Source organism: Pseudomonas sp. Fl5BN2, assembly GCF_009908205.1.
Lineage (GTDB): Bacteria > Pseudomonadota > Gammaproteobacteria > Pseudomonadales > Pseudomonadaceae > Aquipseudomonas.
Genome location: NZ_JAAARL010000001.1, coordinates 255,914 through 278,426, shown reverse-complemented (window position 1 = coordinate 278,426; position 22,513 = coordinate 255,914). Strand labels below are relative to the sequence as shown.

Annotated in this window: 23 protein-coding genes; 7 read left to right on the top strand and 16 right to left on the bottom strand. The window is 61.8% G+C overall.

Going from position 1 to position 22,513, the window contains the following annotated elements; genetic code table 11:
• Positions 1-69: 69 nt before the first annotated feature.
• From GV819_RS01365 to GV819_RS01355, 3 genes are all read right to left on the bottom strand, one after another.
• Positions 70-345, bottom strand: a complete 276-nt coding sequence (locus tag GV819_RS01365; protein WP_068577601.1) for an HU family DNA-binding protein — start codon at positions 343-345, stop codon at positions 70-72.
• 189 nt (positions 346-534) lie between these two features.
• On the bottom strand, positions 535-1,683 hold the full coding sequence (locus GV819_RS01360) for an NAD(P)/FAD-dependent oxidoreductase (protein WP_161752767.1): 1,149 nt from the start codon (positions 1,681-1,683) through the stop codon (positions 535-537).
• Positions 1,684-1,725: 42 nt separating this feature from the next.
• Positions 1,726-1,893, bottom strand: a complete 168-nt coding sequence (locus tag GV819_RS01355) for a rubredoxin (RefSeq protein ID WP_011064271.1) — start codon at positions 1,891-1,893, stop codon at positions 1,726-1,728.
• A gap of 214 nt (positions 1,894-2,107) precedes the next feature.
• On the opposite strand from GV819_RS01355, the gene GV819_RS01350 reads away from it, so the two are divergent.
• Together GV819_RS01350 and ubiA are read left to right on the top strand one after the other, a co-directional pair.
• A complete protein-coding gene (locus GV819_RS01350) occupies positions 2,108-2,671 on the top strand; it encodes a chorismate--pyruvate lyase family protein (RefSeq protein ID WP_161752765.1) in 564 nt (187 codons plus the stop codon).
• Positions 2,671-3,561, top strand: a complete 891-nt coding sequence (ubiA, locus tag GV819_RS01345; RefSeq protein ID WP_161752763.1) for a 4-hydroxybenzoate octaprenyltransferase — start codon at positions 2,671-2,673, stop codon at positions 3,559-3,561. The genes GV819_RS01350 and ubiA overlap by 1 nt, the downstream gene beginning before the upstream one ends.
• Positions 3,562-3,614: 53 nt before the next feature.
• Here the strand turns inward: ubiA and GV819_RS01340 are convergent, their stop codons facing one another.
• Positions 3,615-3,998 (bottom strand): COG4315 family predicted lipoprotein, encoded by a 384-nt coding sequence (locus GV819_RS01340; protein ID WP_161752755.1) that lies wholly within the window; start codon positions 3,996-3,998, stop codon positions 3,615-3,617.
• Between the two features lie 151 nt (positions 3,999-4,149).
• On the opposite strand from GV819_RS01340, the gene phoB reads away from it, so the two are divergent.
• The 3 genes from phoB to GV819_RS01325 all read left to right on the top strand — a co-directional run bounded on the left by phoB (position 4,150) and on the right by GV819_RS01325 (position 7,718).
• Positions 4,150-4,839 carry a phosphate regulon transcriptional regulator PhoB gene (gene phoB, locus GV819_RS01335; RefSeq protein ID WP_003177195.1) on the top strand — a complete coding sequence of 230 codons (690 nt, stop codon included), beginning with the start codon at positions 4,150-4,152 and terminating at the stop codon, positions 4,837-4,839.
• Positions 4,840-4,978: 139 nt separating this feature from the next.
• Positions 4,979-6,271: a phosphate regulon sensor histidine kinase PhoR gene (phoR, locus tag GV819_RS01330; RefSeq protein WP_178125225.1), complete on the top strand. Its 1,293-nt coding sequence runs from the start codon at positions 4,979-4,981 to the stop codon at positions 6,269-6,271.
• Between the two features lie 106 nt (positions 6,272-6,377).
• Complete coding sequence (locus GV819_RS01325; RefSeq protein WP_161752751.1) at positions 6,378-7,718, top strand: hemolysin family protein; 1,341 nt, start codon at positions 6,378-6,380, stop codon at positions 7,716-7,718.
• A 71-nt stretch (positions 7,719-7,789) separates the two neighbouring features.
• Here the strand turns inward: GV819_RS01325 and GV819_RS01320 are convergent, their stop codons facing one another.
• From GV819_RS01320 to GV819_RS01275, 10 genes are all read right to left on the bottom strand, one after another.
• Entirely contained in the window at positions 7,790-8,686 is an 897-nt protein-coding gene (locus GV819_RS01320; protein WP_161752749.1) for a peptidoglycan DD-metalloendopeptidase family protein, read from the bottom strand.
• Positions 8,687-8,747: 61 nt separating this feature from the next.
• The gene (locus tag GV819_RS01315; RefSeq protein ID WP_161752747.1) at positions 8,748-9,062 is read right to left on the bottom strand and encodes a helix-turn-helix domain-containing protein; all 315 of its coding nucleotides are present in this window, start codon (positions 9,060-9,062) and stop codon (positions 8,748-8,750) included.
• Entirely contained in the window at positions 9,055-9,390 is a 336-nt protein-coding gene (locus tag GV819_RS01310) for a type II toxin-antitoxin system RelE/ParE family toxin (protein WP_161752745.1), read from the bottom strand. Before GV819_RS01310 ends, GV819_RS01315 begins: the two co-directional genes overlap by 8 nt.
• 627 nt (positions 9,391-10,017) lie before the next feature.
• Positions 10,018-10,968: a response regulator gene (locus GV819_RS01305; protein ID WP_161752743.1), complete on the bottom strand. Its 951-nt coding sequence runs from the start codon at positions 10,966-10,968 to the stop codon at positions 10,018-10,020.
• Between the two features lie 166 nt (positions 10,969-11,134).
• On the bottom strand, positions 11,135-11,896 hold the full coding sequence (phoU, locus tag GV819_RS01300) for a phosphate signaling complex protein PhoU (protein WP_161752741.1): 762 nt from the start codon (positions 11,894-11,896) through the stop codon (positions 11,135-11,137).
• 111 nt (positions 11,897-12,007) lie between these two features.
• Positions 12,008-12,841, bottom strand: a complete 834-nt coding sequence (pstB, locus tag GV819_RS01295; RefSeq protein WP_161752739.1) for a phosphate ABC transporter ATP-binding protein PstB — start codon at positions 12,839-12,841, stop codon at positions 12,008-12,010.
• Positions 12,842-13,011: 170 nt separating this feature from the next.
• Entirely contained in the window at positions 13,012-14,682 is a 1,671-nt protein-coding gene (gene pstA / locus GV819_RS01290) for a phosphate ABC transporter permease PstA (RefSeq protein ID WP_161752737.1), read from the bottom strand.
• A gap of 15 nt (positions 14,683-14,697) precedes the next feature.
• Positions 14,698-16,731 (bottom strand): ABC transporter permease subunit, encoded by a 2,034-nt coding sequence (locus GV819_RS01285; protein WP_178125226.1) that lies wholly within the window; start codon positions 16,729-16,731, stop codon positions 14,698-14,700.
• Between the two features lie 452 nt (positions 16,732-17,183).
• Complete coding sequence (locus GV819_RS01280; protein WP_161752733.1) at positions 17,184-18,167, bottom strand: phosphate ABC transporter substrate-binding protein PstS; 984 nt, start codon at positions 18,165-18,167, stop codon at positions 17,184-17,186.
• Between the two features lie 186 nt (positions 18,168-18,353).
• Entirely contained in the window at positions 18,354-19,652 is a 1,299-nt protein-coding gene (locus tag GV819_RS01275; protein WP_161752731.1) for an MFS transporter, read from the bottom strand.
• Positions 19,653-20,041: 389 nt separating this feature from the next.
• On the opposite strand from GV819_RS01275, the gene GV819_RS01270 reads away from it, so the two are divergent.
• Together GV819_RS01270 and GV819_RS01265 are read left to right on the top strand one after the other, a co-directional pair.
• On the top strand, positions 20,042-20,446 hold the full coding sequence (locus GV819_RS01270) for an acyl-CoA thioesterase (protein WP_003229628.1): 405 nt from the start codon (positions 20,042-20,044) through the stop codon (positions 20,444-20,446).
• A 51-nt stretch (positions 20,447-20,497) separates the two neighbouring features.
• Complete coding sequence (locus GV819_RS01265) at positions 20,498-21,397, top strand: D-hexose-6-phosphate mutarotase (protein WP_161752729.1); 900 nt, start codon at positions 20,498-20,500, stop codon at positions 21,395-21,397.
• Positions 21,398-21,492: 95 nt separating this feature from the next.
• Here the strand turns inward: GV819_RS01265 and GV819_RS01260 are convergent, their stop codons facing one another.
• Both GV819_RS01260 and GV819_RS01255 read right to left on the bottom strand, forming a co-directional pair.
• Complete coding sequence (locus tag GV819_RS01260; protein WP_161752727.1) at positions 21,493-22,029, bottom strand: DUF3299 domain-containing protein; 537 nt, start codon at positions 22,027-22,029, stop codon at positions 21,493-21,495.
• A gap of 137 nt (positions 22,030-22,166) precedes the next feature.
• Positions 22,167-22,412 (bottom strand): GlsB/YeaQ/YmgE family stress response membrane protein, encoded by a 246-nt coding sequence (locus tag GV819_RS01255; RefSeq protein WP_161752725.1) that lies wholly within the window; start codon positions 22,410-22,412, stop codon positions 22,167-22,169.
• Between the last annotated feature and the right edge of the window lie 101 nt (positions 22,413-22,513).

The following is a 22,513-nucleotide window of genomic DNA, read 5'->3' as shown; positions in this document are numbered from 1 at the left end:
AGGCACTCGATGCGCTCGGCGTGCCTATCTTTTCCTGCGCGCTCCCGGTGACGGGAACTCGCTCAATGCTTATGGGTTGACGCTGTCTTTCAGCGACTTGCCCGGTTTGAATGCCACGGTGTTGCTGGCCTTGATCTTCACCGGCTCACCGGTTTGCGGGTTCTTGCCGGTACGCGCACCACGGTGGCGCTGCAGGAAGGTACCAAAACCAACCAGGGTGACACTGTCTTTACGGTGCAGAGCCCCGGTGATTTCCTCAAGGATGGCATTGAGCACGCGACTGGCCTGTTCTTTGGTCAGGTCTGCTTTTTCAGCAATGGCTGCGGCGAGTTCTGGTTTACGCATAGTGTGAAGCCTCTTTGACGGTTTTTTGTTGTTATGTCCGTGCTGTTCACGGGAACAGCGCCCAAGGCGCCGCAGGCTCTACACTGCGGCAGACGGGTGTGAGGATGGCACGCGCTTGAGAGTGGCGCCAGTCTCCCCACGACCTTTGTGAGGGCTGAAACCGGGTTAATCCGACAGAACGACCCGTATTTAAGCCAGCAGGGCCGGGAGTTCCTTGTTCAGGGCCAGTTTTTCCATCACCGCCGCCCCGGTCAGGGCGTAGCCCAGCAGCTGGCCATTGGCATTTCGGCACAGGGCCTTGATGTCGGCCCCCTGCCCTTCAGCGGTCCAGACGCCTTCGCTACCCCGTGGCGGCGGCGACACCACCAACGGGCAGACCGGGGTCTTGACGGTAATCGGCATAGGGCCGTAGCTGACCGCCGTCGGCTTGCCGGCCAGGGTTTGCGCCAGAGCCCGGGCGCAGTTCATCAGCGGCATCACGTACAGCAGGTTGAGGCCATCGACTTCGGCGCAATCCCCCAGGGCATAGATATTGGCGTGGGAGGTTTTCAGCTCGCGGTCCACCACCACCCCACGGTTGACCACCAGCCCGGCGGCGGCGGCCAGGTCGATGCGCGGACGCAGGCCAATGGCCGAGACCACCAGATCGCAGGCGATCACCTGACCATCGGACAAATGGGCTTCAAGGCCGTCGGCGCTGCGTTGCAGGCGGTTGAGCACCGGCCCCAGGTGGAATCGTGCCCCAAGGCTTTCCAGGCCAGCCTGGATCGCCGCAGCTGCAGCAGGATGCAACAGCGTCGGCATCACCTGCTCGCACGGGGCGACCAGATCCACTTCATAGCCGCCAAGGATCAGGTCGTTGGCGAATTCGCAGCCAATCAGGCCGGCCCCCAGCAACAGCACCCGGCGCTTGCCGGCCGCCGCGGCACGAAAGTGGGCGTAGTCTTCCAGGTCGTTGATCGGGAAGATCAACTCAGAGGCATCGCCCTGCACCGGCACCCGTACGGTTTCCGCGCCCCAGGCCAGGATCAGGTCGCGATAGGCCACCGCCTCTTCGCCGATCCACAGGCGCTTGTGGCCGGGATCGATGCCACTGATGCGCGTATGGGTGCGCACCTCGGCCTTGAGCTGCTCGGCCATGGCACCGGGCTCGGCCATGCTCAGGCCGTCGGCGTCCTTGTTCTTGCCAAACCCCGTGGAGAGCATCGGCTTGGAGTAGGAACGGCCATCATCGGCGGTGATCAGCAACAGCGGCGTTTCGCCGTCGAGCTTGCGAAATTCCCGGGCCAGGTTGTAACCCGCCAAGCCTGTTCCCACGATCACTACCGGTGCGCTCATTCCCTGCTCCTTGTTATTGGTTGTTCAATCCACAAAAATCGATCAAGCGATTTCGATCATCTCGAAATCCATCTTGCCCACGCCGCAGTCCGGGCAGAGCCAATCTGCGGGCACGTCTTCCCAGCGGGTACCCGGCAAAATACCGTCGTCCGGCCAGCCTTCCGCTTCGTTGTAAATCAGGCCGCAGACCACACATTGCCACTTTTTCATTGATGCATTTCCTCAGGAATTCAGGCGTTGCCGGTGGACCGGTCGATGAATCGACTCTAAAGGCCACGCTGATCCGCGTCCGGCACTGGGGGTTTTTACTGATCACTACCGGCAGATGCAAGCACGTTCGTGCCGCCAGGCGTCCTGGGTCAATCAAATCCGCCGGCTGCCATGCTAAGCTCGCCGCCTCATTTGCTGCCAATACTGACCCTCCGTGCCGCACTCAATGTCCCCCGCGCCGGCCCCGACCTGGCTGGTGCAAAGCCATCTGTCCCCGATCCCCGGTGCAGTTGTCGCCAACTGGCTGTTCGATCAAGGGTCGCTGACCCGACGCCTGACCCGACTCTCCCACAACGGTTTCAGCGTCACGCCGCTGGTGGAGGAATGGCAAACCCTGCGCAACGATGAATGCGCCGCCCTGGACCTGCCCGAACACAGCCAGGGCTGGGTTCGCGAGGTGTATCTGCGGGGCCACGGCGAAGCCTGGGTGTTTGCCCGCAGCGTTGCTGCACGCAGCGCCTTGCAGGAGGGCGGGTTGAATATCGACGAACTGGGCAGCCGTTCCCTCGGTGAACTGTTGTTCTGCGACGAGGCCTTTACCCGCCGGCCCATCGAGGTCTGCCGCTATCCTCAGGCCTGGCTGCCCGCTGCGGTGGCAACCGAGGGACTCTGGGGCCGCCGCTCGCGCTTCGATCGCGGGCCCCTGAGCCTGCTGGTGGCCGAGGTTTTCCTGCCCAGCCTGTGGCGCGCTATCGAAGCCCAACCGGAGGCCTGCTGATGTACTTGAGCCTGCTCAAATCCCTCAATCGCCTGCATCCACGGGCTTGGGACTTCCTGCAACTGACCCGCATGGACAAGCCCATCGGCATCTACCTGCTGCTGTGGCCGACCCTGGTCGCCCTGTGGATTGCCGCCCAGGGCAAGCCGTCCCTGAGCCACGTGCTGATCTTCACCTTCGGCGTGATCCTGACCCGGGCCGGTGGCTGCGCCATCAACGACTTTGCCGACCGCAAGGTCGACGGTCAGGTCAAGCGTACCGACCAGCGGCCCCTGGCCACCGGCAAGGTCAGCGCCAAGGAAGCCCTGGCGCTGTTCGCGATCCTCATGGGCACAGCCTTCCTGCTGGTGCTGTGCACCAACGCCACCACGGTCTGGCTGTCGTTCGGCGCCCTGGCGCTGGCGGCCTGCTACCCCTTCATGAAGCGCTACACCTATTACCCCCAGGTGGTGCTGGGAGCGGCCTATTCCTGGGGCATCCTGATGACCTTCACCGCGCAGAACGGTGAACTGCCGGCCAGCGCGTGGCTGCTGTACATCGCCAACCTGCTGTGGACCGTGGGCTACGACACCTACTACGCCATGACCGACCGCGACGACGACCTGAGGATCGGGGTCAAATCCACCGCAATCCTGTTCGGCGATGCCGACCGGGCGATCATTCTCATCCTCCAGGGCCTGTCACTGGGCTGCCTGCTGCTGGCGGGCGCGCGCTTCGAGCTGGGGACCTGGTTTCACCTGGGGCTGGCAGTGGCAGCGGGATGTTTCGCCTGGGAATACTGGTACACCCGGGATCGCGACCGGATGAAATGCTTCAAGGCCTTCCTGCACAACCACTGGGCGGGCATGGCGATCTTTATCGGCGTGGTGATGGATTACGCGTTGCGCTGAAATCCCCACAAAGTCGCAGCCGCGACCCGAGTAGCGGCTGCGGGGCTCGATGCCTATTCGGACTTGGCGACCTTCCAGGCGCCGTCCATCTTGCCTTCGCCGGTCATGTCCCCGGCCTTCTTGTCCATCACGAAGCTGTACAGCGGCTTGCCTTCATAGGCCCACTGCATCTTGCCGTCGTCACGCTTGAGCACCGTCCACTTGCCCATGGCCTTGTCGCTGCCTTCAGCCATCAGCGGCGGCCAGTTGCTGGCACATTTGTCGTTGCACATGGACTTGCCATCAGCGTCCTTGGCAAAGGTGTAGAGGGTCATGCCCTTGTGATCCACCAGCACGCCGTCCTTGCTCATCGCCGGGTCGGCGGCCAGAGCGAATGTCGGCAAGGCCAGAACAGCGCCCACCAGCAGGACTTTCAATGATTGCTTGAACAGAGTCATGGAAACCTTCTTTTGTGGTTGTCAGGAATCGGACTCAAAGCTTAGTCGACGAAGATGCGCCTCGCCCCGCGAGCTGAAATACTGTCACACGACTGCAATAATTCCGTTATCTAATGCGGCGCAAGACAGTTAAATGACAAGAGGTTCAAGCATGGTTGGCAGAAGCATTCTGATCGTTGACGACGAAGCGCCTATTCGCGAAATGATCGCCGTTGCGTTGGAAATGGCCGGCTATGACTGCATGGAGGCAGAGAACTCGCAGCAAGCCCATGCCATCATCGTCGACCGCAAGCCGGACCTGATCCTGCTGGACTGGATGCTCCCGGGCACCTCCGGCATCGAGCTGGCACGACGCCTCAAGCGCGACGAGCTGACCGGGGACATCCCGATCATCATGCTCACCGCCAAGGGCGAAGAGGACAACAAGATCCAGGGCCTGGAAGTCGGCGCCGACGACTACATCACCAAGCCGTTCTCCCCTCGTGAACTGGTGGCCCGCCTCAAGGCCGTGCTGCGCCGCGCCGGCCCCACCGATGGCGAAGCGCCGATCGAAGTCGGCGGCCTGCTGCTGGACCCCATCAGCCACCGGGTGACCATCGACGGCAAGCCGGCGGAAATGGGCCCGACCGAATACCGTCTGCTGCAGTTCTTCATGACCCACCAGGAACGCGCCTACACTCGCGGCCAACTGCTGGACCAGGTCTGGGGCGGCAATGTGTATGTCGAGGAGCGCACCGTGGACGTGCACATCCGCCGGCTGCGCAAAGCCCTGGGTGATGCCTACGAGAATCTGGTACAAACCGTGCGCGGCACCGGCTATCGTTTTTCGACAAAGGCATAAATGCAGCGGCAAGCCATAAGCTGACAAGCGGCAAGCTGGACCCCGTCGCTTCGAACTGAAGCTTGCAGCTCGGAGCTGCTCCACTCACCCGGACGTGTTTTAAGTGAATCAAAACTGGCATGGCACCCTGATTCGCCACATGTTGCTGTTGATCACCGGCTGCCTGCTGGTAGGCCTGATCAGCGGTTACTACGGCTGGAGCCTGGCCGCCGGCCTGGGCCTCTACCTGGCCTGGACCCTCAAACAGCTGCTGCGCCTGCACGAGTGGCTGCGCCTGCACCAACCCGACGAGGCACCACCCGATGGCTACGGCCTGTGGGGCGAAGTGTTCGACAGCATCTACCATCTGCAACGCCGTGATCAGCGAGTCCGCGGGCGCCTACAGGCGGTGATCGACCGAGTCCAGGAGTCCACAGCGGCCCTGAAAGACGCGGTGATCATGCTCGACAGCGACGGCAACCTGGAGTGGTGGAACCGCGCCGCCGAAACCCTGCTGGGCCTCAAGACGCCCCAGGACAGCGGCCAACCGGTGACCAATCTGGTGCGCCATCCGCGCTTCAAGGAATACTTCGAACAAGACAACTATGCCGAACCGCTGGAGATTCCTTCCCCGGCCAACGACCGTATGCGCATCCAGCTGTACATCACCCGCTACGGCAACAACGAGCACCTGATGCTGGTGCGGGACGTGACCCGCATCCACCAGCTGGAGCAGATGCGCAAGGACTTCATCGCCAACGTTTCCCACGAACTGCGCACGCCGTTGACGGTGATCTGCGGCTACCTGGAAACCCTGCTGGACAACGTCGAGGAAGTGAATCCGCGCTGGAGCCGTGCCCTGCAGCAAATGCAGCAGCAAGGCGGACGCATGCAGACCCTGCTCAACGACCTGCTGCTGCTGGCCAAGCTGGAGGCCACCGACTACCCGTCGGACAACCAGCCCGTCCCCATCGAGGCGCTGCTGCAATCGATCAAGAGCGATGCCCAGGCGTTGTCCGGGGAGCGCAACCAGCGCATTACCCTGGAAGCCGATGCTTCGGTACAGCTCAAGGGCAGCGAGGCGGAGCTGCGCAGTGCCTTCTCCAACTTGGTGTTCAACGCGGTGAAATACACCCCGGCCGAAGGCAACATCCGTGTCCGCTGGTGGGGTGACGAGCACGGCGCACACCTGAGCGTGCAGGATTCGGGGATCGGCATCGACAGCAAGCACTTGCCGCGCCTCACCGAGCGTTTCTACCGGGTGGACTCCAGCCGCAACTCCAACACCGGCGGCACCGGCCTGGGCCTGGCCATCGTCAAACACGTGCTGCTGCGCCACCGGGCGCGCCTGGAGATCAGCAGCGTATTGGGCCACGGCAGCACTTTTACCTGCCATTTCGTCCCGGCCCAGGTGAAGAAAAATCGCACCGAGAGCCTGACCGACCAGCGCTAACACTAGGCAATCGCCTTGTCAGCCGCTACATTGCGTCACTTGTGCCTGCCTTTCAGGCACTGCATTTCCTTCTTTTTCGAATACACGGAACCCGCAAAACTCCATCATGGATCCTTCCCCTGGTTTTACCCTCGCGTCTCTGTTCGCCGACTTCGGCATGATTCTTTTTGCTCTGATCCTGGTCCTGCTCAACGGATTTTTCGTTGCCGCAGAGTTCGCCATGGTCAAGCTGCGCTCGACTCGAGTCGAAGCCATTGCCCACAAAAACGGCTGGCGCGGACAAATCCTGCGCACCGTGCACAGCCAATTGGATGCCTACCTCTCGGCCTGCCAGCTGGGTATCACCCTGGCATCCCTGGGGCTGGGCTGGGTCGGTGAGCCGGCCTTCGCCCACCTGCTGGAACCGCTGCTGGGAGCGCTCGGCGTCAACTCCCCGGAAGTGATCCGCGGCGTGTCGTTCTTCACTGCGTTCTTCATCATTTCCTACCTGCACATCGTGGTTGGCGAGTTGGCTCCCAAATCCTGGGCGATCCGCAAACCCGAGTTGCTGTCGCTGTGGACTGCGGTGCCGCTGTACCTGTTCTACTGGATGATGTACCCGGCGATCTACCTGCTCAACGCCAGCGCCAACACCATCCTGCGCATCGCCGGCCAAGGCGAGCCTGGCCCGCACCACGAGCACCACTACAGCCGCGAAGAACTCAAGCTGATCCTGCACTCCAGCCGAGGCCAGGACCCCAGCGACCAGGGCATGCGTGTATTGGCCTCGGCCGTGGAAATGGGCGAACTGGAAGTGGTGGACTGGGCCAACTCCCGGGAAGACCTGATCAGCGTCGAATTCAACGCGCCGCTCAAGGAAATCCTCGCCCTGTTCCGTCGCCACAAATTCAGCCGCTACCCGGTCTACGACAGCGAACGAAACGAGTTCGTCGGGCTGCTGCACATCAAGGACCTGCTACTGGAACTGGCAGCCCTGGACCATATCCCCGAGTCGTTCAACCTGGCCGAGCTGACCCGCCCGCTGGAGCGCGTCTCCCGGCACATGCCGCTGTCGCAGTTGCTGGAGCAATTCCGCAAGGGCGGCTCGCACTTCGCCCTGGTGGAAGAAGCCGACGGCAAGGTGATCGGCTACCTGACCATGGAAGACGTGCTGGAAGTGCTGGTGGGCGACATCCAGGACGAACACCGCAAGACCGAGCGCGGCATCCTCGCCTACCAGCCGGGCAAACTGCTGGTGCGCGGTGACACGCCACTGTTCAAGGTCGAACGCCTGCTGGGCATCGACCTGGACCATATCGAAGCCGAAACCCTCGCCGGCCTGGTGTACGAAACCCTGAAACGGGTGCCGGAAGAGGAAGAAGTGCTGGAAGTCGAAGGCCTGCGCATCATCATCAAGAAGATGAAGGGTCCGAAGATCATCCTGGCCAAAGTCCTGATGCTCGACTAATCGAGCCCTGCACTGCCAAACCGGCTCCTGCATCTGCCCCGGAGCCGGTTGCCAACACCCGCCCCCGAAACCTATTTTTTGCCCAGTGCGAAATTCGGCAGATCCCCCAGCGGCTGGTTGAACTGATAGGGAATCGACACCAGCCCCAGCCCGGTATTGCGTTGCACCACGAAGTGCAGGTGCGGCCCGCTGCTGTTGCCGGTATTGCCCGACAGCCCCAGCGGGCTGCCCACCGCTACCCGCTGCCCTTCCCGCACGCTCACTGAGCCTTGCTTGAGGTGTAGGTACACGCCCATGGTGCCGTCATCGTGCAGCACCCGAACGAAGTTGCCCGCAGGGTTGTTGCCGCGCCCGTTCTGGGCACTCTCGGTCTTCACCACCCTCCCACCCCGAGCAGCGATGATCGGCGTGCCTACGGGCATGGCAATGTCCAACGCATAACGACTCTTGGGGCTGAAATGGCTGTATTGGCCATTGGCACCCTGGGTCAGGCGAAACGGCCCGCCACGCCAGGGCAACGGGTAGCGATAGGCCTGGGTGGCGCCTGTCGGGTCCCCCAGGGAATAACGGAACCTGGGTGCATAGCTGAAGGGCTGGTCGGCCCGAGTCGCCGTGAGCAGCGCCAGGCGCTGCCTGCTGCGGGCCGGCAGCACCCGGCGGATCGGTTGCCCGGGAACACCGCTGACATTGTTCAAGCCGGCAAAACCCAACTCGATCTCCACCGGTGCGTACAGGTCATTGCGCACATATACCGTATCCACGCCCTTGTGCTTCTGGATATCCAGGAGCACCTGACGCTCCAGGTGCTCGACCATGCGCTCGCGGAACACGAACTCCTGCGCCCCAGGCGAAGGCCGGTCGCTGTAGGACACCACCCCATTGGCGTCGATGGACTTGTAGACCGTCATCGCCGCCAACGACGTAGCGACCAGCGACAATCCACAAAAAAACAGCAGGCGCACACACATACGGCAGCTTCTTGGTAGGTTGTGGAATCACGCTAACAGGCGGATATGGAGCTTGTGTGAATCAGGCCGGCGCCAGGGGCTCCGTGCCTGGGGTATCGAAGCTGATATCCACCCCCAGCCGGGCCGCCTCGGACAGATTGACCAGCGCATCGAGGGAGAACTTGTTGATCTTGCCGCTGAGCACGTCATTGAGCCGCGGCTGGGTGATATTGAGGCGTTTGGCGGCCTCCTTCTGCGATACGCCCCAGGCTTGCACGGTCTTGCCCAGCGCCAGCATGAGCTTGGCCCGCAGGCGCATGTTGGCCGCTTCCTGGGGGGTGGCCTCGAGAGCATCCCAGACACTGGCGAACCGCTGAGTAACGGATGAGTCAGTCATGGCGTGAACCTATTTCCTGAAATCTGGCACGAGCCAGTTCGATATCCCGCGCTTCGGCCTTGCGGGTGGTCTTGCGTACCGCGTGCAGTACATAAATGGCTGCGGGTCGCCTGACCACATAAAACACCCGAAACGCCCCTGAATCCTCATTGACCCTGATTTCGAAAACGCCCGGGCCGATAGCCTTCATCGACCTGCAATCGAAGGGCGGCTCGCCCTGCTGCAGCAGATCCAGCTGAAAACCGGCGGCCCGACGGGCATCTTCAGGGAAAGCCCTGAGATCCCTGAGCGCACTCCCGACAAACACCACATCCTTGTGCCTGTGCATCGAACTTCTCCTGTGACTGACCAGGAGCAAGGCTAATCAACCCCGCCATGGATGGTCGCATCGGGTTGTTTCAAGGCATGGCCGCAAGAGCAGAATGATGTGGAGCGCTATTCGCAATTTATATCCAAATAGATATAAATCAAGTTCGACAAAGTTAATCGGACATACGGTCTCAAATGCCTCGGTACAAGCCTCAACGCCTTGCTGCTGGCGGCCTTCAACCCAAGGCGAGGGTTATCCACCCGCAACGCCAAGGTCGTGGTGATGTAACCCGGACGCTATCCAGCGGTGGAAAAAATCCTGGGACAGGAAAGTGTTTGCAGCAGATTGCTGGCGGCGCTGGCAAGGGGCTGCGCGGGCCGGATAGGAGGACACTACGACAGGCTCGAAGGCCGCCATGTACCGCCGAGAAAGCCCATAGGCTCGTAGCCCGGGATTGGGACGCAGTCGAGGGCAGCGCTGGCAGCGATGCCCTCCTGAGGGACGTTCGAGGGAGAACGCCTGAACGAATCGAAGGCCCTAGGCAGCGGCGTAGAGGCGAAACCACAAGCCGCTGCTATAGCGGCAATGATCCACGAACGAGCCGCCGGTCAGTCCGCCTTGGCTGGCAAGCCAGCACCTGGAAGATCAAGCGCCAGGAACGAAATGCTTCTGCGCCGTCCCGCGAGCAATCAACCGGGAGATGTAGTCGAGCTTCTGCGCATCCTGATCCACAAAACGGAATGTCAGTTGCAACCAGTCGCTATCCGGCTTCGGCTCAACAGCCACCACCGCATGCAGGTAGCCATTCAACCGCGCCACTTCGGCGTTGTCGCCCTGCTCCAGGTCCAGCACCGCGCTCTCCAGTACCTGCGGCAGGTTCTCGGTGCGCTTCACGACCAACAAGGCCTCTTTGATGCTCAAGGCCTTGATCACACATTGCTGGTTGCCACTGGACAGCCGCAGTTGCCCCTGGCCACGACCACCACCGGCCGACGCCGCAGGGGCTGGGGCCTTGACTGGCGGGCTATTGAGCAGGCCACGAGCCGGCGCCGCACTGGCTGCCGGAGCCGGAGCAGCGGCAGGCTTGGCAAACGGATTGACCGGAGCCGCAGCGCCCACCACTGTCGGCTTGCCGCCGGTCAGCGCGCTCAGGGAGTCATTGCCGAACGCCGAGTTCATCTTGGTCGGCGCGCTGTTCATCAAGGTGTCGAGCTTGCCGACCTTGTTCAACGCCTGCTTGACCTTAGTCAGCAGCTGTTCGTTGGTGAAGGGCTTGCTGACATAACCGGAAACCCCGGCCTGGATCGCCTGCACCACGTTTTCCTTGTCGCCACGGCTGGTAACCATGACGAACGGCATGGTTTTCAGGGCCTCTTGCTCACGGCACCAGGTCAGCAGCTCAAGCCCGGACATTTCCGGCATTTCCCAGTCACACAGGACCAGATCGAAGGCTTCACGGGCAAGCATCGCCTGGGCCTTCTTACCGTTGATTGCGTCTTCGATCTTGATGCCAGGGAAGTAGTTGCGCAGGCACTTCTTCACCAAGTCACGAATGAACGAGGCGTCATCCACCACCAACACACTTACCTTACTCATCGACCACCCCTTTAAAAATCCCGGCAAGCATAACGCTGGCTGATGGCACTTTGCCAAAACTCTTCAGTCACGCCGGGACTTTTCGTTCACGGGTGCTGCCATTCAATTCGAAAGCCTCAAACAAAAGCGCCCGGCCAAAAGGGCCGGGCGCTCTTCTCAGGCAATCTTACTTATCGTCAGCTTCACCCGGAACATTAGCGCTTTCACCGCTGGTGCCTTCAACTTCCTGCTTCATGCGCTTGAGACCCAGATGGCGCACATCAGTACCGCGCACCAGATAAATCACCAACTCGGAAATATTGCGCGCGTGGTCACCGATCCGTTCGAGCGAGCGCAGTACCCAGATAATGCTCAGAACCCGCGAGATAGAGCGCGGGTCTTCCATCATGTAGGTGGCCAGCTCGCGCAGCGCGGTCTTGTACTCACGGTCGATGATCTTGTCGTACTGGGCCACCGACAGGGCCAGGTCGGCATCGAAGCGGGCAAAAGCGTCCAACGCGTCACGGACCATGTTGCGCACCTGGTCACCGATGTGCCGCACTTCAACGTAACCCCGCGGAGCTTCACCCTCCTCGCACAGCTGAATGGCCCGCCGGGCGATCTTGGTGGCTTCGTCACCGATGCGCTCCAGGTCGATCACCGACTTGGAGATGCTGATGATCAGGCGCAGGTCGGAAGCCGCCGGCTGACGACGAGCGAGAATGCGCAGGCACTCCTCGTCGATATTGCGTTCCATCTGGTTGATCTGTTCGTCGATCTCACGCACCTGCTGGGCCAGCCCGGAGTCGGCCTCGATCAGCGCGGTGACCGCGTCATTGACTTGCTTCTCCACCAGCCCGCCCATGGCCAGCAGGTGGCTGCGCACCTCTTCCAGCTCGGCATTGAACTGCTGGGAGATGTGATGGGTTAACCCTTCCTTCGAAATCATGGTTTGCTCCGCAAAAGCTGTGAGCCGCACGCTACAAGCTGCAAGCTATCTATGTCGTTACCCTTAACCGCTCTCACTTGCCGCTTGATACTGGCGGCTTGCAGCTGCTTCCTAGCCATAGCGTCCGGTGATGTAGTCTTCGGTCTGCTTCTTCGCCGGGTTGGTGAACAACGTATCGGTATCGCCGAACTCCACCAGCTTGCCCATGTACATGAACGCGGTGTAGTCGGAAACCCGTGCCGCCTGCTGCATGTTGTGGGTCACGATGACGATGGTGAACTTGGATTTGAGCTCGTAGATCAGCTCTTCGACTTTCAGTGTCGAGATCGGGTCCAGCGCCGAGCAGGGTTCGTCCAGCAGCAACACTTCCGGCTCCACGGCAATGGTCCGGGCAATCACCAGACGCTGCTGCTGACCACCGGACAGGCCCAGGGCCGACTCGTGCAGGCGGTCCTTGACCTCTTCCCACAGCGCCGCCCCCTTGAGCGCCCACTCCACGGCTTCATCGAGAACGCGCTTCTTGTTGATGCCCTGGATGCGCAAGCCGTAGACCACGTTTTCATAGATGGTCTTGGGGAACGGGTTGGGCTTCTGGAACACCATGCCGACGCGACGGCGCAGCTCGGCCACGTCCTCGCCCTTGCGGTAGATGTTGTTGCCGTAGAGGTTGATGGCGCCCTCGACACGGCAGCCATCCACCAGGTCGTTCATACGGTTGAAGGTCCGTAACAGGGTCGACTTGCCGCAACCGGACGGGCCGATGAAGGCGGTCACGCGCTGCTTGGGGATGTTCATGCTGACGTCGAACAGCGCTTGTTTCTCGCCGTAGAACAAGCTCAGGCCGGGCACTTCGATGGCCACGGTTTCCTGTTCCAGGCTCAGGCTCTGCTTGTCGCGGCCCAGGGCGGACATGTTGATGCCGTGAGTGTGTGCTTCATGTTGCATGGGATGCTCCCTGTGCTACCAATTCGTTTGTCGTGAACCGCAGGCATCAGGCCGGCGGCGACATCATTCTGTTCCGTAGGAGCCGGCTTGCCGGCGAAGGGGCCTCTAGGCCTTGTGTCGCCCTTGTGGGCGCCTTCGCTGGCAAGCCAGCTCCTACACAAGCCAGCCGATCAGCTGTCCAGCGCTTTGTATTTTTCCCGCAGGTGGTTACGGATCCATACCGCCGACAGGTTCAGGGTCGCGATCACCAGCACCAGCAACAACGCGGTGGCGTACACCAGTGGCCGCGCAGCCTCGACGTTGGGGCTCTGGAAGCCGACGTCGTAGATATGGAAGCCCAGGTGCATGATCTTCTGGTCCAGGTGCAGGTACGGGTAGTTGCCGTCCACCGGCAGCGACGGCGCCAGTTTCACCACGCCCACCAGCATCAGCGGTGCCACTTCACCGGCGGCACGGGCCACCGCGAGAATCATGCCGGTCATCATCGCCGGGCTGGCCATGGGCAGGACAATCTTCCACAGGGTCTCGGCCTTGGTCGCGCCCAGCGCCAGGGAGCCTTCACGCACGGTGCGGGGAATTCGCGCCAAGCCTTCTTCAGTGGCCACGATCACCACCGGCACCGCCAGCAGCGCCAGGGTCAGGGATGCCCAGAGCAGCCCCGGAGTACCGAAGGTCGGCGCCGGCAGGGCTTCGGGGAAGAACAGACGGTCCACGGAACCGCCCAGTACATAGACGAAGAAGCCCAGGCCGAACACGCCGTAGACGATGGCCGGAACCCCCGCCAGGTTGTTCACGGCAATGCGGATCACCCGGGTCAGGGCGTTCTGCTTGGCGTATTCACGCAGGTAGACCGCTGCCAGCACACCGAACGGCGTCACGATCATGGCCATGATCAGGGTCATCATCACGGTGCCGAAAATCGCCGGGAAGATCCCGCCTTCGGTGTTGGCTTCACGCGGGTCGTCGCTGAGGAATTCCCAGACCTTGCTGAAGTAGAAACCGATCTTGGTGAAGGTGCCCATGGCGTTCGGCTGGTAGGCATGTACCACCTTGCCCAGGCCGATTTCGATTTCCTTACCGTTGGCATCACGGGCGGTCAGGCTGTCGCGGTTGAACTGCGCGTGCAGATCGCCCAGACGGGACTCGACATCCTGGTAACGGGCATTGAGCTCGGCACGCTCGGCGTCCATGTCGGCTTGAGCGGCAGCGTCCAGCTTGCCGCCCAGCTCCAGCTTGCGACCATGCAAGCGGATGCGCTCCAGGCCAGCGTTGATCGCGCCAATGTCGGACTTCTCCAGGCTCTTGAGCTGGGCCGCCAGCTTGCTCACCCGGTCGATCCGCGCTTGCAGCTCAGGCCAGGCGGCCTCGCCTTCGGCGATCACCTTGCCATTCTCTTTGACGTTGACCAGGTAGCCGTAGAAGTTGCCCCACTCACGGCGTTCGATGGTCATCAGCTCTTTGGGGTAGCTCTGGTTGGTCAGCCACTCGCCGACGATCCAGGTGAAGTCATTGCCGTTCAGGTCACGGTTGCCGACCTTGATCAACTCGCGAGTCATGAACTCCGGGCCCTGGTCGGGCACCGGCAGGCCGGCACTCTTCAGGCGTTCCCGGGGCACTTCTTCCTTCTGTACCACTTCACCGACGACCAGGTGGTTGGCCTGGCCCGGCACGTCGTAGTGGGCTTGCAGCAGATCCGCCGGCCAGAAGTGGCCAAGGCCACGCACGGCAATCACCGCCAGCAGGCCGATGGTCATGATGACCGCGATGGACACCGCGCCACCGCTGATCCAGACGCCGGGGGCGCCGCTTTTGAACCAGCCGTTTAGGGAGTTCTGTTTCACAGACTTCTACCTTTGTTAAAGCGACGAATATTTCTTGCGCAGACGCTGACGGATCAGCTCGGCGAGGGTGTTCATGACGAAGGTGAACAGCAGCAGCACCAGCGCCGAGAGGAACAGCACGCGGTAGTGGCTGCCGCCGACTTCCGACTCAGGCATTTCCACCGCGACGTTGGCGGCCAGGGTGCGCAGGCCTTCGAACAGGTTCATCTCCATGATCGGGGTGTTGCCGGTGGCCATCAGCACGATCATGGTCTCGCCGACGGCGCGGCCCATGCCGATCATCAGCGCCGAGAAGATCCCCGGGCTGGCGGTGAGGATCACCACGCGAGTCATGGTCTGCCACGGGGTGGCGCCCAGGGCCAGGGAGCCCAGGGTCAGGCCGCGCGGCACGCTGAACACAGCATCCTCAGCAATCGAGTAAATGTTCGGGATCACCGCGAAACCCATGGCCAGGCCCACAACCAGGGCGTTGCGCTGGTCGTAGGTGATCCCCAGGTCATGGGAGATCCACATGCGCATGTCGCCGCCGAAGAACCAGTTCTCCATGAACGGGCTCATGTACAGCGAGATGAAGCCGACGAAAATGATCACCGGGATCAGGATCGCGCTTTCCCAGCCGTCCGGCACTCGCAGGCGCAGGGACTCGGGCAGGCGGCTCCAGGCAAAACCCGCCACCAGGATGCCCACCGGCAGCAAGAGCAGCAGACTGAAGATGCCCGGCAGGTGACCTTCGACATAGGGCGCGAGGAACAGACCGGCGAAGAAGCCGAGAATCACCGTCGGCATCGCCTCCATCAGCTCGATCACCGGCTTGACCTTGCGGCGCATGCCCGGAGCCATGAAGTAGGCGGTGTAGATCGCTGCCGCAACCGCCAGCGGAGCCGCCAGCAACATGGCATAGAACGCCGCCTTCAAGGTGCCGAAGGTCAGGGGCGAGAGGCTCAGCTTGGGTTCGAAATCAGTGTTGGCCGCCGTGGATTGCCAGACGTACTTAGGTTCGTCGTAGTTCTCGTACCAGACCTTGCTCCACAGCGCGCTCCAGGACACTTCCGGGTGCGGGTTGTCCAGCAACAGCGGTTGCAGCTTGCCGCCAGCCTCGACGATCACCCGGTTGGCCCGTGGCGACAGGCCGAAGATGCCTTGGCCGTCGACCACCTGGTCCACCAGCAACGTGCGGTGGGCGGTGCTGTGGAACACCCCGAGCTTGCCGGAAGCGTCCAGGGCAACGAAGCCCTTGCGGCGCTCTTCGGCGGTGATTTCAATGATCGGTGCAGTGCCCATCTGGAAGGTGCGGATCTGCTTCAGGCGCAGTTCGCCATCCGGGTCGCGGGCCATGAACCACTGGGCCAGGCCACCTTTGGAAGTACCGATGATCAGCGAGATACCGCCTACCAGCTGAGTGCTGGCAGTCACTTCGGTATCGGCGTCTTCCAGCAGCTTGTAGCGACCGTTGAGGCTCTTGTCGCGCAGGCTGAACACGTCGGCCTGGGCGCGCCCATTGATCACATACAGCCATTGCTGGCGCGGATCGATGTACATCGCCTTGACCGGTTCGGTCATCTGCGGCAGCTCGATGCGGTTCTGCTCGCTGGTGACCTCACCGGTCATCATGTTTTCTTCGCGGGTCAGCTTCAGCACTTGCAACTGCGAACCGCTGGAGCCGGCGACGATCAGCGACGAATCAGTGGCGTTGAGGTTGACGTGTTCCAGCGCCTCGCCCTGTTCATTCAGGGTGATCGGGGTTTCACCGTAGGGGTACTCGATGGCTGGCGAGATGGTCTTCTTGCCGTCCGGGTAGCTGACCTTGTAGGTGTGGCGGAACACCAGGGCCTGGCCGTTGGACAAACCTACCACTACCAGCGGCGTGCCCGGCTGGTCCTTGCCGATGGAAGTGACACTGGCGCCCGCCGGGATCGGCAGGTCGACCTTGCGCAGCTCGGCGCCGTTGTCGATGTCGAAGAACAGTGCCTGGCCCTTGTCGGAGACCCGCATGCCGACCTGGTTCTGCTCTTCCAGGGAGAACATCAGCGGCTTGCCGGCGTCCTGCATCCAGGCGGGAGTCAGAGGGTCCTTGGCGGTCAGGTCGGCACCCTGGAACAGCGGTGCGACGACATAGGCGAGGAAGAAGAAGATCAGGGTGATCGCACCCAGCACAGCCAGGCCGCCAATCAGCACGTACCAGCGGGTCAGGCGATCTTTGAGCGCGCGGATGCGGCGCTTGCGTTGCAGTTCAGGCGTATTGAAGTCAATGCGCTTGGGGGGAGAAGTCGTAGTCATGGTGGAGTTGGCCAGATCATTCATGCGCACACCCTAGCGATCCTGTATGACAGAAAGATGACAATGCAGTGACGCAACAAATCCGCCGCGTAGCAAAGCTGGCAGCGGACAAAAAATGAGGTTGTAGGAGCCGGCTTGCCGGCGAACGGGGCCTTGAGCCTGGGTCGCCCAGCCAGCTCCTACGGATACGACAGGGTCCGGGGGCCGGACCCTTATGCGGCGGCTTATGCGCCTTCTTTCAGACCCAGGTCAGCCAGGGCCTTGGCGGCAACTTTGGCTGGCAGAGGGATGTAACCGTCTTTCACCACCACTTCCTGACCCTGTTTCGACAGGACCAGTTTCACGAACTCGGCTTCCAGCGGGGCCAGAGGCTTGTTCGGGGCTTTGTTGACGTAGACGTAGAGGAAGCGCGACAGCGGGTATTTGCCGTTCAGGGCGTTTTCTTCGCTGTCTTCGATGAAGTCAGTGCTGCCTTTCTTGGCCAGGGCCACGGTCTTCACGCTGGCAGTCTTGTAGCCGATGCCCGAGTAGCCGATGCCGTTCAGCGAGGAGCTGATGGACTGTACGACCGAGGCCGAACCTGGTTGCTCGTTGACGTTAGGCTTGTAGTCGCCTTTGCACAGGGCTTCTTCCTTGAAGTAGCCGTAGGTGCCGGATACCGAGTTACGGCCGAACAGCTGGACCGGCTTGTTGGCCAGGTCGCCCTTCACGCCCAGGTCGCCCCAGGTTTTGACTTCTTCTTTAGCGCCGCACAGACGCGTCGCGGAGAAGATCGCATCGACCTGTTCCATGGTCAGGTGCTGGATCGGGTTGTCCTTGTGCACGAACACCGCCAGGGCGTCCACGGCCACCGGGATAGCGGTTGGCTTGTAGCCGTACTTCTGCTCGAAGGCCGCCAGTTCGGTGTCCTTCATCTTGCGGCTCATAGGGCCCAGGTTGGAGGTGCCTTCGGTCAGCGCAGGTGGCGCGGTGGCGGAGCCGGCGGCCTGAATCTGGATGTTGACGTTCGGGTATTCTTTTTTGTAGTTCTCGGCCCACAGGGTCATCAGGTTCGCCAAGGTATCGGAACCGACGCTGGACAGGTTGCCCGACACACCAGTGGTCTTGGTGTAGCTCGGGATAGCAGGGTCAACAGCGGCAACCGCGTGGGCAGTCGCAACGCCAGCGGCGACAAAGGTCATTGCCGCCATCAAACGCTTCAGTTTCATGCCTTACTCCTAGCAGATAGGGGGTGTTAAGTCGGGGCCAGTATCTGTAGGCCGTGTGAACACTCTATGTCTGGAATATGACAATTAGATGAAAGGCCAGCACTCCTCTACAGAAGCTGGCCTTTCCTGATTGTGTCGGTAGGAGCCGGCTTGCCGGCGAACACGTCCAAGTGGGCATCACGCCTGTCAGCGGCCCTTCTTCCACAGGTACAGCCCCACCAGCAGGCCGATGCCGCAAATAATTGCAACATAATAGGCCGGGCCCATCGGGCTTTCCTTGAGCAGCCAGGTCACCACCATCGGCGTCAGCCCGCCGAAGATTGCGTAGGCCAGGTTGTAGGAAAACGACAGGCCGCTGAAACGCACCGCCGCCGGGAACGCCTTGACCATCACATAAGGCACGGCGCCGATGGTGCCGACGAACAGGCCGGTCAGGGCATACAGCGGGAACAGCCACTGCGGGTTGTCCTGCAGGCCGTGATAGAAGGTCCAGGACGTGGCCAGCAGCAAGGCGCTGCCGAAGACGAAGACTTTGCCGGCACCGAAACGGTCCGCCAGGGCCCCGGAGGCCACGCAGCCCAGGCTCAGGAACACGATCGCCAGGCTATTGGCCTCAAGGGCGGTGATGGCCGGGAACTGATAGACGGTCTGCAACACCGTCGGGGTCATCAGGATCACCACGATGATCCCGGCGGACAGCAGCCAGGTCAGCAACATGGAGATCACGATGGCTTCACGGTGATCACGCAGCACCGCTCGCAGCGGTAACTCTTCGGCCAAGGCCTTGCGCAATTGCAGTTCGGCGAACACCGGGGTCTCATGCAACAAGCGACGCAGGTACACCGAGAACAGGCCGAACACCCCGCCCAGCAGGAACGGAATCCGCCAGGCGTAGTCCGCCACTTCCGCCGGGGTATAGATGCTGTTGATCGCGGTGGCCACCAACGAGCCCAGGAGAATCCCGGCGGTCAGGCCGGAGGTCAGGGTGCCGCAGGCATAGCCGATGTGCCGCTGGGGCACGTGCTCGGAAACGAACACCCAGGCCCCGGGCACTTCACCGCCGATCGCCGCACCCTGGATCACCCGCATCAACAGCAACAGGATCGGCGCCCACATGCCGATCTGCGCGTAGGTCGGCAGCAGGCCCATGATCAGGGTCGGCACCGCCATCATGAAGATGCTCAGGGTGAACATCTTCTTGCGCCCCAGCAGGTCGCCGAAGTGCGCCATGACGATCCCGCCCAGGGGCCGCGCCAGGTAACCGGCAGCAAAAATGCCGAAGGTCTGCATCAGGCGCAGCCACTCGGGCATGTCTGCCGGGAAGAACAACTTGCCGACCACGGTGGCGAAGAACACGAAAATGATGAAGTCGTAGAACTCCAGTGCACCACCCAAGGCGGACAGCGACAGGGTCTTGTAGTCACTACGGGTCAGGGGGCGGGCGGGTTGCGCTGGCTGCGCGGCGCTCGAGGGCACAGTGGTCATGGCAAGGGCTTCTCTTATAGTTGATTCTGGAAGCCGCAACAGCGCTGGTTGGGGCCTGGCAGGTCCGGCACGATAGCAAATTGTTCGAATGCGTACACAGCGGTGCACAAATGACTGACAAATTTGCGAACTGGACGGGTCGTCGCGGAGTCTATCGACCGATATACTCGCAGACCTCGGGGCGCAAAGCCGCTCCTGGCAAGGGTTGCTGTGCGAAAACGCTGCTGCGCGCCCCCTGGCCAGCGCCAGTCGATTTCGCAGAGTTTCCCTTTAGCACGCCTTAGAAAGAACGTGACGAACGTAGTATGTTCGGACTGAATCGTTTTTCCTGAAGACGGCTATTCACCTGAAGTACCCCAAGAAGCGTCACGGGTCAGAGGCCCCTCGGCATGATAGAACTCGAACAAGAAGATCCAATCCCGCAAGGCGACCTGGCCTTGCAAATCACCGCTTTGCCGCGTGAAACCAACGGCTTTGGCGATATCTTTGGTGGCTGGCTGGTCGCGCAGATGGACCTGGCGGGCACCGCCATGGCCAGCCGCGTCGCCGGAGGTCGGGTGGCCACGGTGGCCATCGACCGCATGGCCTTCCTGGTGCCGGTGGCGGTGGGCGCGCAGCTGTCCTTCTATACCCAGACCCTGGAAATCGGCCGCAGCTCGATCCAGATGATGGTGGAAGTGTGGAGCGACGACCCGCTGTCCAGCGAATGGCGCAAGGTCACCGAGGCGGTATTCGTGTTCGTCGCCATCGACGGCAGCGGCCGCACCCGTTCGGTCCCGCCCAGAGCGCGTTAACCCGGCGGCTGTTGCCATGACAGCCCAAGCCTCCTGAACGAGAACCGCAGCATGCCGACGCCCCACGTTGAAACGGTGAAAATGGACGAACTGAACTGCTGGCGTATCCGCCACGGTCAGGCCCAATTGCTGGTGGCCCAGCAAGGCGCGCACATCCTCAGCTATCAACTGGCCGGGCAGCAGCCGCTGATCTGGCTCAACGACGAGGCGCAGTTCAAGACCGGCAAGAACATTCGCGCCGGGGTACCAGTGTGCTGGCCATGGTTCGGCAACTTTGCGCGCAACCCAGAAAGTGTCCAGGCCATGCGCCAGAGCAGCGAACCGGCGCCGGCCCACGGCCTGGTACGGGCCACCGACTGGGAGCTGCTGGGCACCGAGATCCAGGGCGACAGCCTGCTGGTACACCTGCGCCTGCCCTGCCCCGAAGGCGGCTTTCCCGGCTGGCCTCACCCGGTGGAACCGAGCCTGACCATCCGTCTCGACGAGCAACTGCACATCAGCCTGACCAGCCATAACCAGGGCACTGAAAGCGTCAGCATCAGCCAGGCACTGCACAGCTATTTTGCAGTCAGCGATGTGCGCCAGGTGCATGTCGAGGGTGTGGACGGGTTGAGTTACATCGAGACCCTGGAAGATTGGAAAACCAAGGTCCAGAGCGGCAACCTGCATTTTGCCGGCGAAACCGACCGCATCTACCTGAATGCCCCAGCGCAACTGGATATCGTCGACCCGGGCTGGCAACGGCGCGTTCGACTGAACAGCGAAGGCTCGCGCACCGCAGTGATCTGGAACCCCTGGATCGACCGCGCCGCGCAGTTCAGCGACATGGCCGACGATGGCTGGCAGCGCATGCTGTGCATCGAGACCGCCAACGTGATGGACGACATCGTCACCCTGGCGCCGGGCGCCAGCCACACCCTAAGCGTGAGCATCAGCGCCGCCCCGCTCTGACGTGTCCCCGTAGGAGCTGGCTTGCCAGCGAAAGCGGCCTCAAGACCGTCGGCGTTCTTGAGGCCGCTTTCGCCGGCAAGCCGGCTCCTACCGCGTCAGAGATCCGATTCCTTGACCACCCGCACCTTCGCCGCCTCCAGGGCGTAGGCGGCATCGGCCAGGTCATTGCTGACCTTCTCGACCTTCAAAGTGCCGGTCACCCACAGCGGCGTGTAGATGTCATCCAGCTTCAAACCCTTGGGAAAGCGCACCAGCACCAGTTGGTTGGGCGGCGGTGGCGGCACGTGGATGCAGGCGCCCGGGTACGGCACCAGGAAGAACAGCGTACTGCGCCCCTTGGCATCGGCTTCCAGCGGAACCGGATAACCGCCAATGCGGATTTCCTTGCCGTTCATGGCCGCCACGGTCTTGGTGGAATACATCACCGCCGGCAACCCCTTGCTCTGCTTCAAGCCGCCCTTGTCGGTGAAGGTGCCATTGGCTTCGGGGGAGTTGTGATCAATTTCCGGCATTTGCTCCAGGGCCTTCTGGTCCGACTTGGGCATCAGCTCCAGCCAGTCGGTTTCCGGCAGTTCGCCAGCCTGGGCCAGGCCGCAGCCCAGCAGAACAAGGGTCAATAGAAGACGGCGCATGAGAGGGTGGCTCGGTCAAAAAGGAAGGACGGAAAAACCCGGGCATTCTAGTGCCCAAACCGTCAGCTGCGGTGAAGTTTCAGATAAAGAAAGGGGCTCCCCTCCGCCCGGACGGCAGAGGGGGCTTGCAGCGTGGCTCAGCTCTTTTTGACGAAGCCGTAGATCACCAGCAGGATGATCGCGCCCACCAACGCACCGATGAAACCGGCGCCCTGGCCTGCATGGTAGATACCCAGCGCCTGACCGCCATAAGTGGCCGCCAGCGAACCGCCGATACCCAGCAGGATGGTCATGATCCAGCCCATGCTGTCGTCTCCCGGCTTGAGGAAACGCGCCAGCAGACCAACGATCAAGCCGATGAAAATGGTTCCGATTATGTGCATGGCTGTTCCTCTGATAAGGGGGGTTATGCCAAAGCCTAGTCAGCGCCTTGGCATCCTGCTATCAGAGAACGGCGGGAAACGAAGGTTCCCGCCAGCCGGTG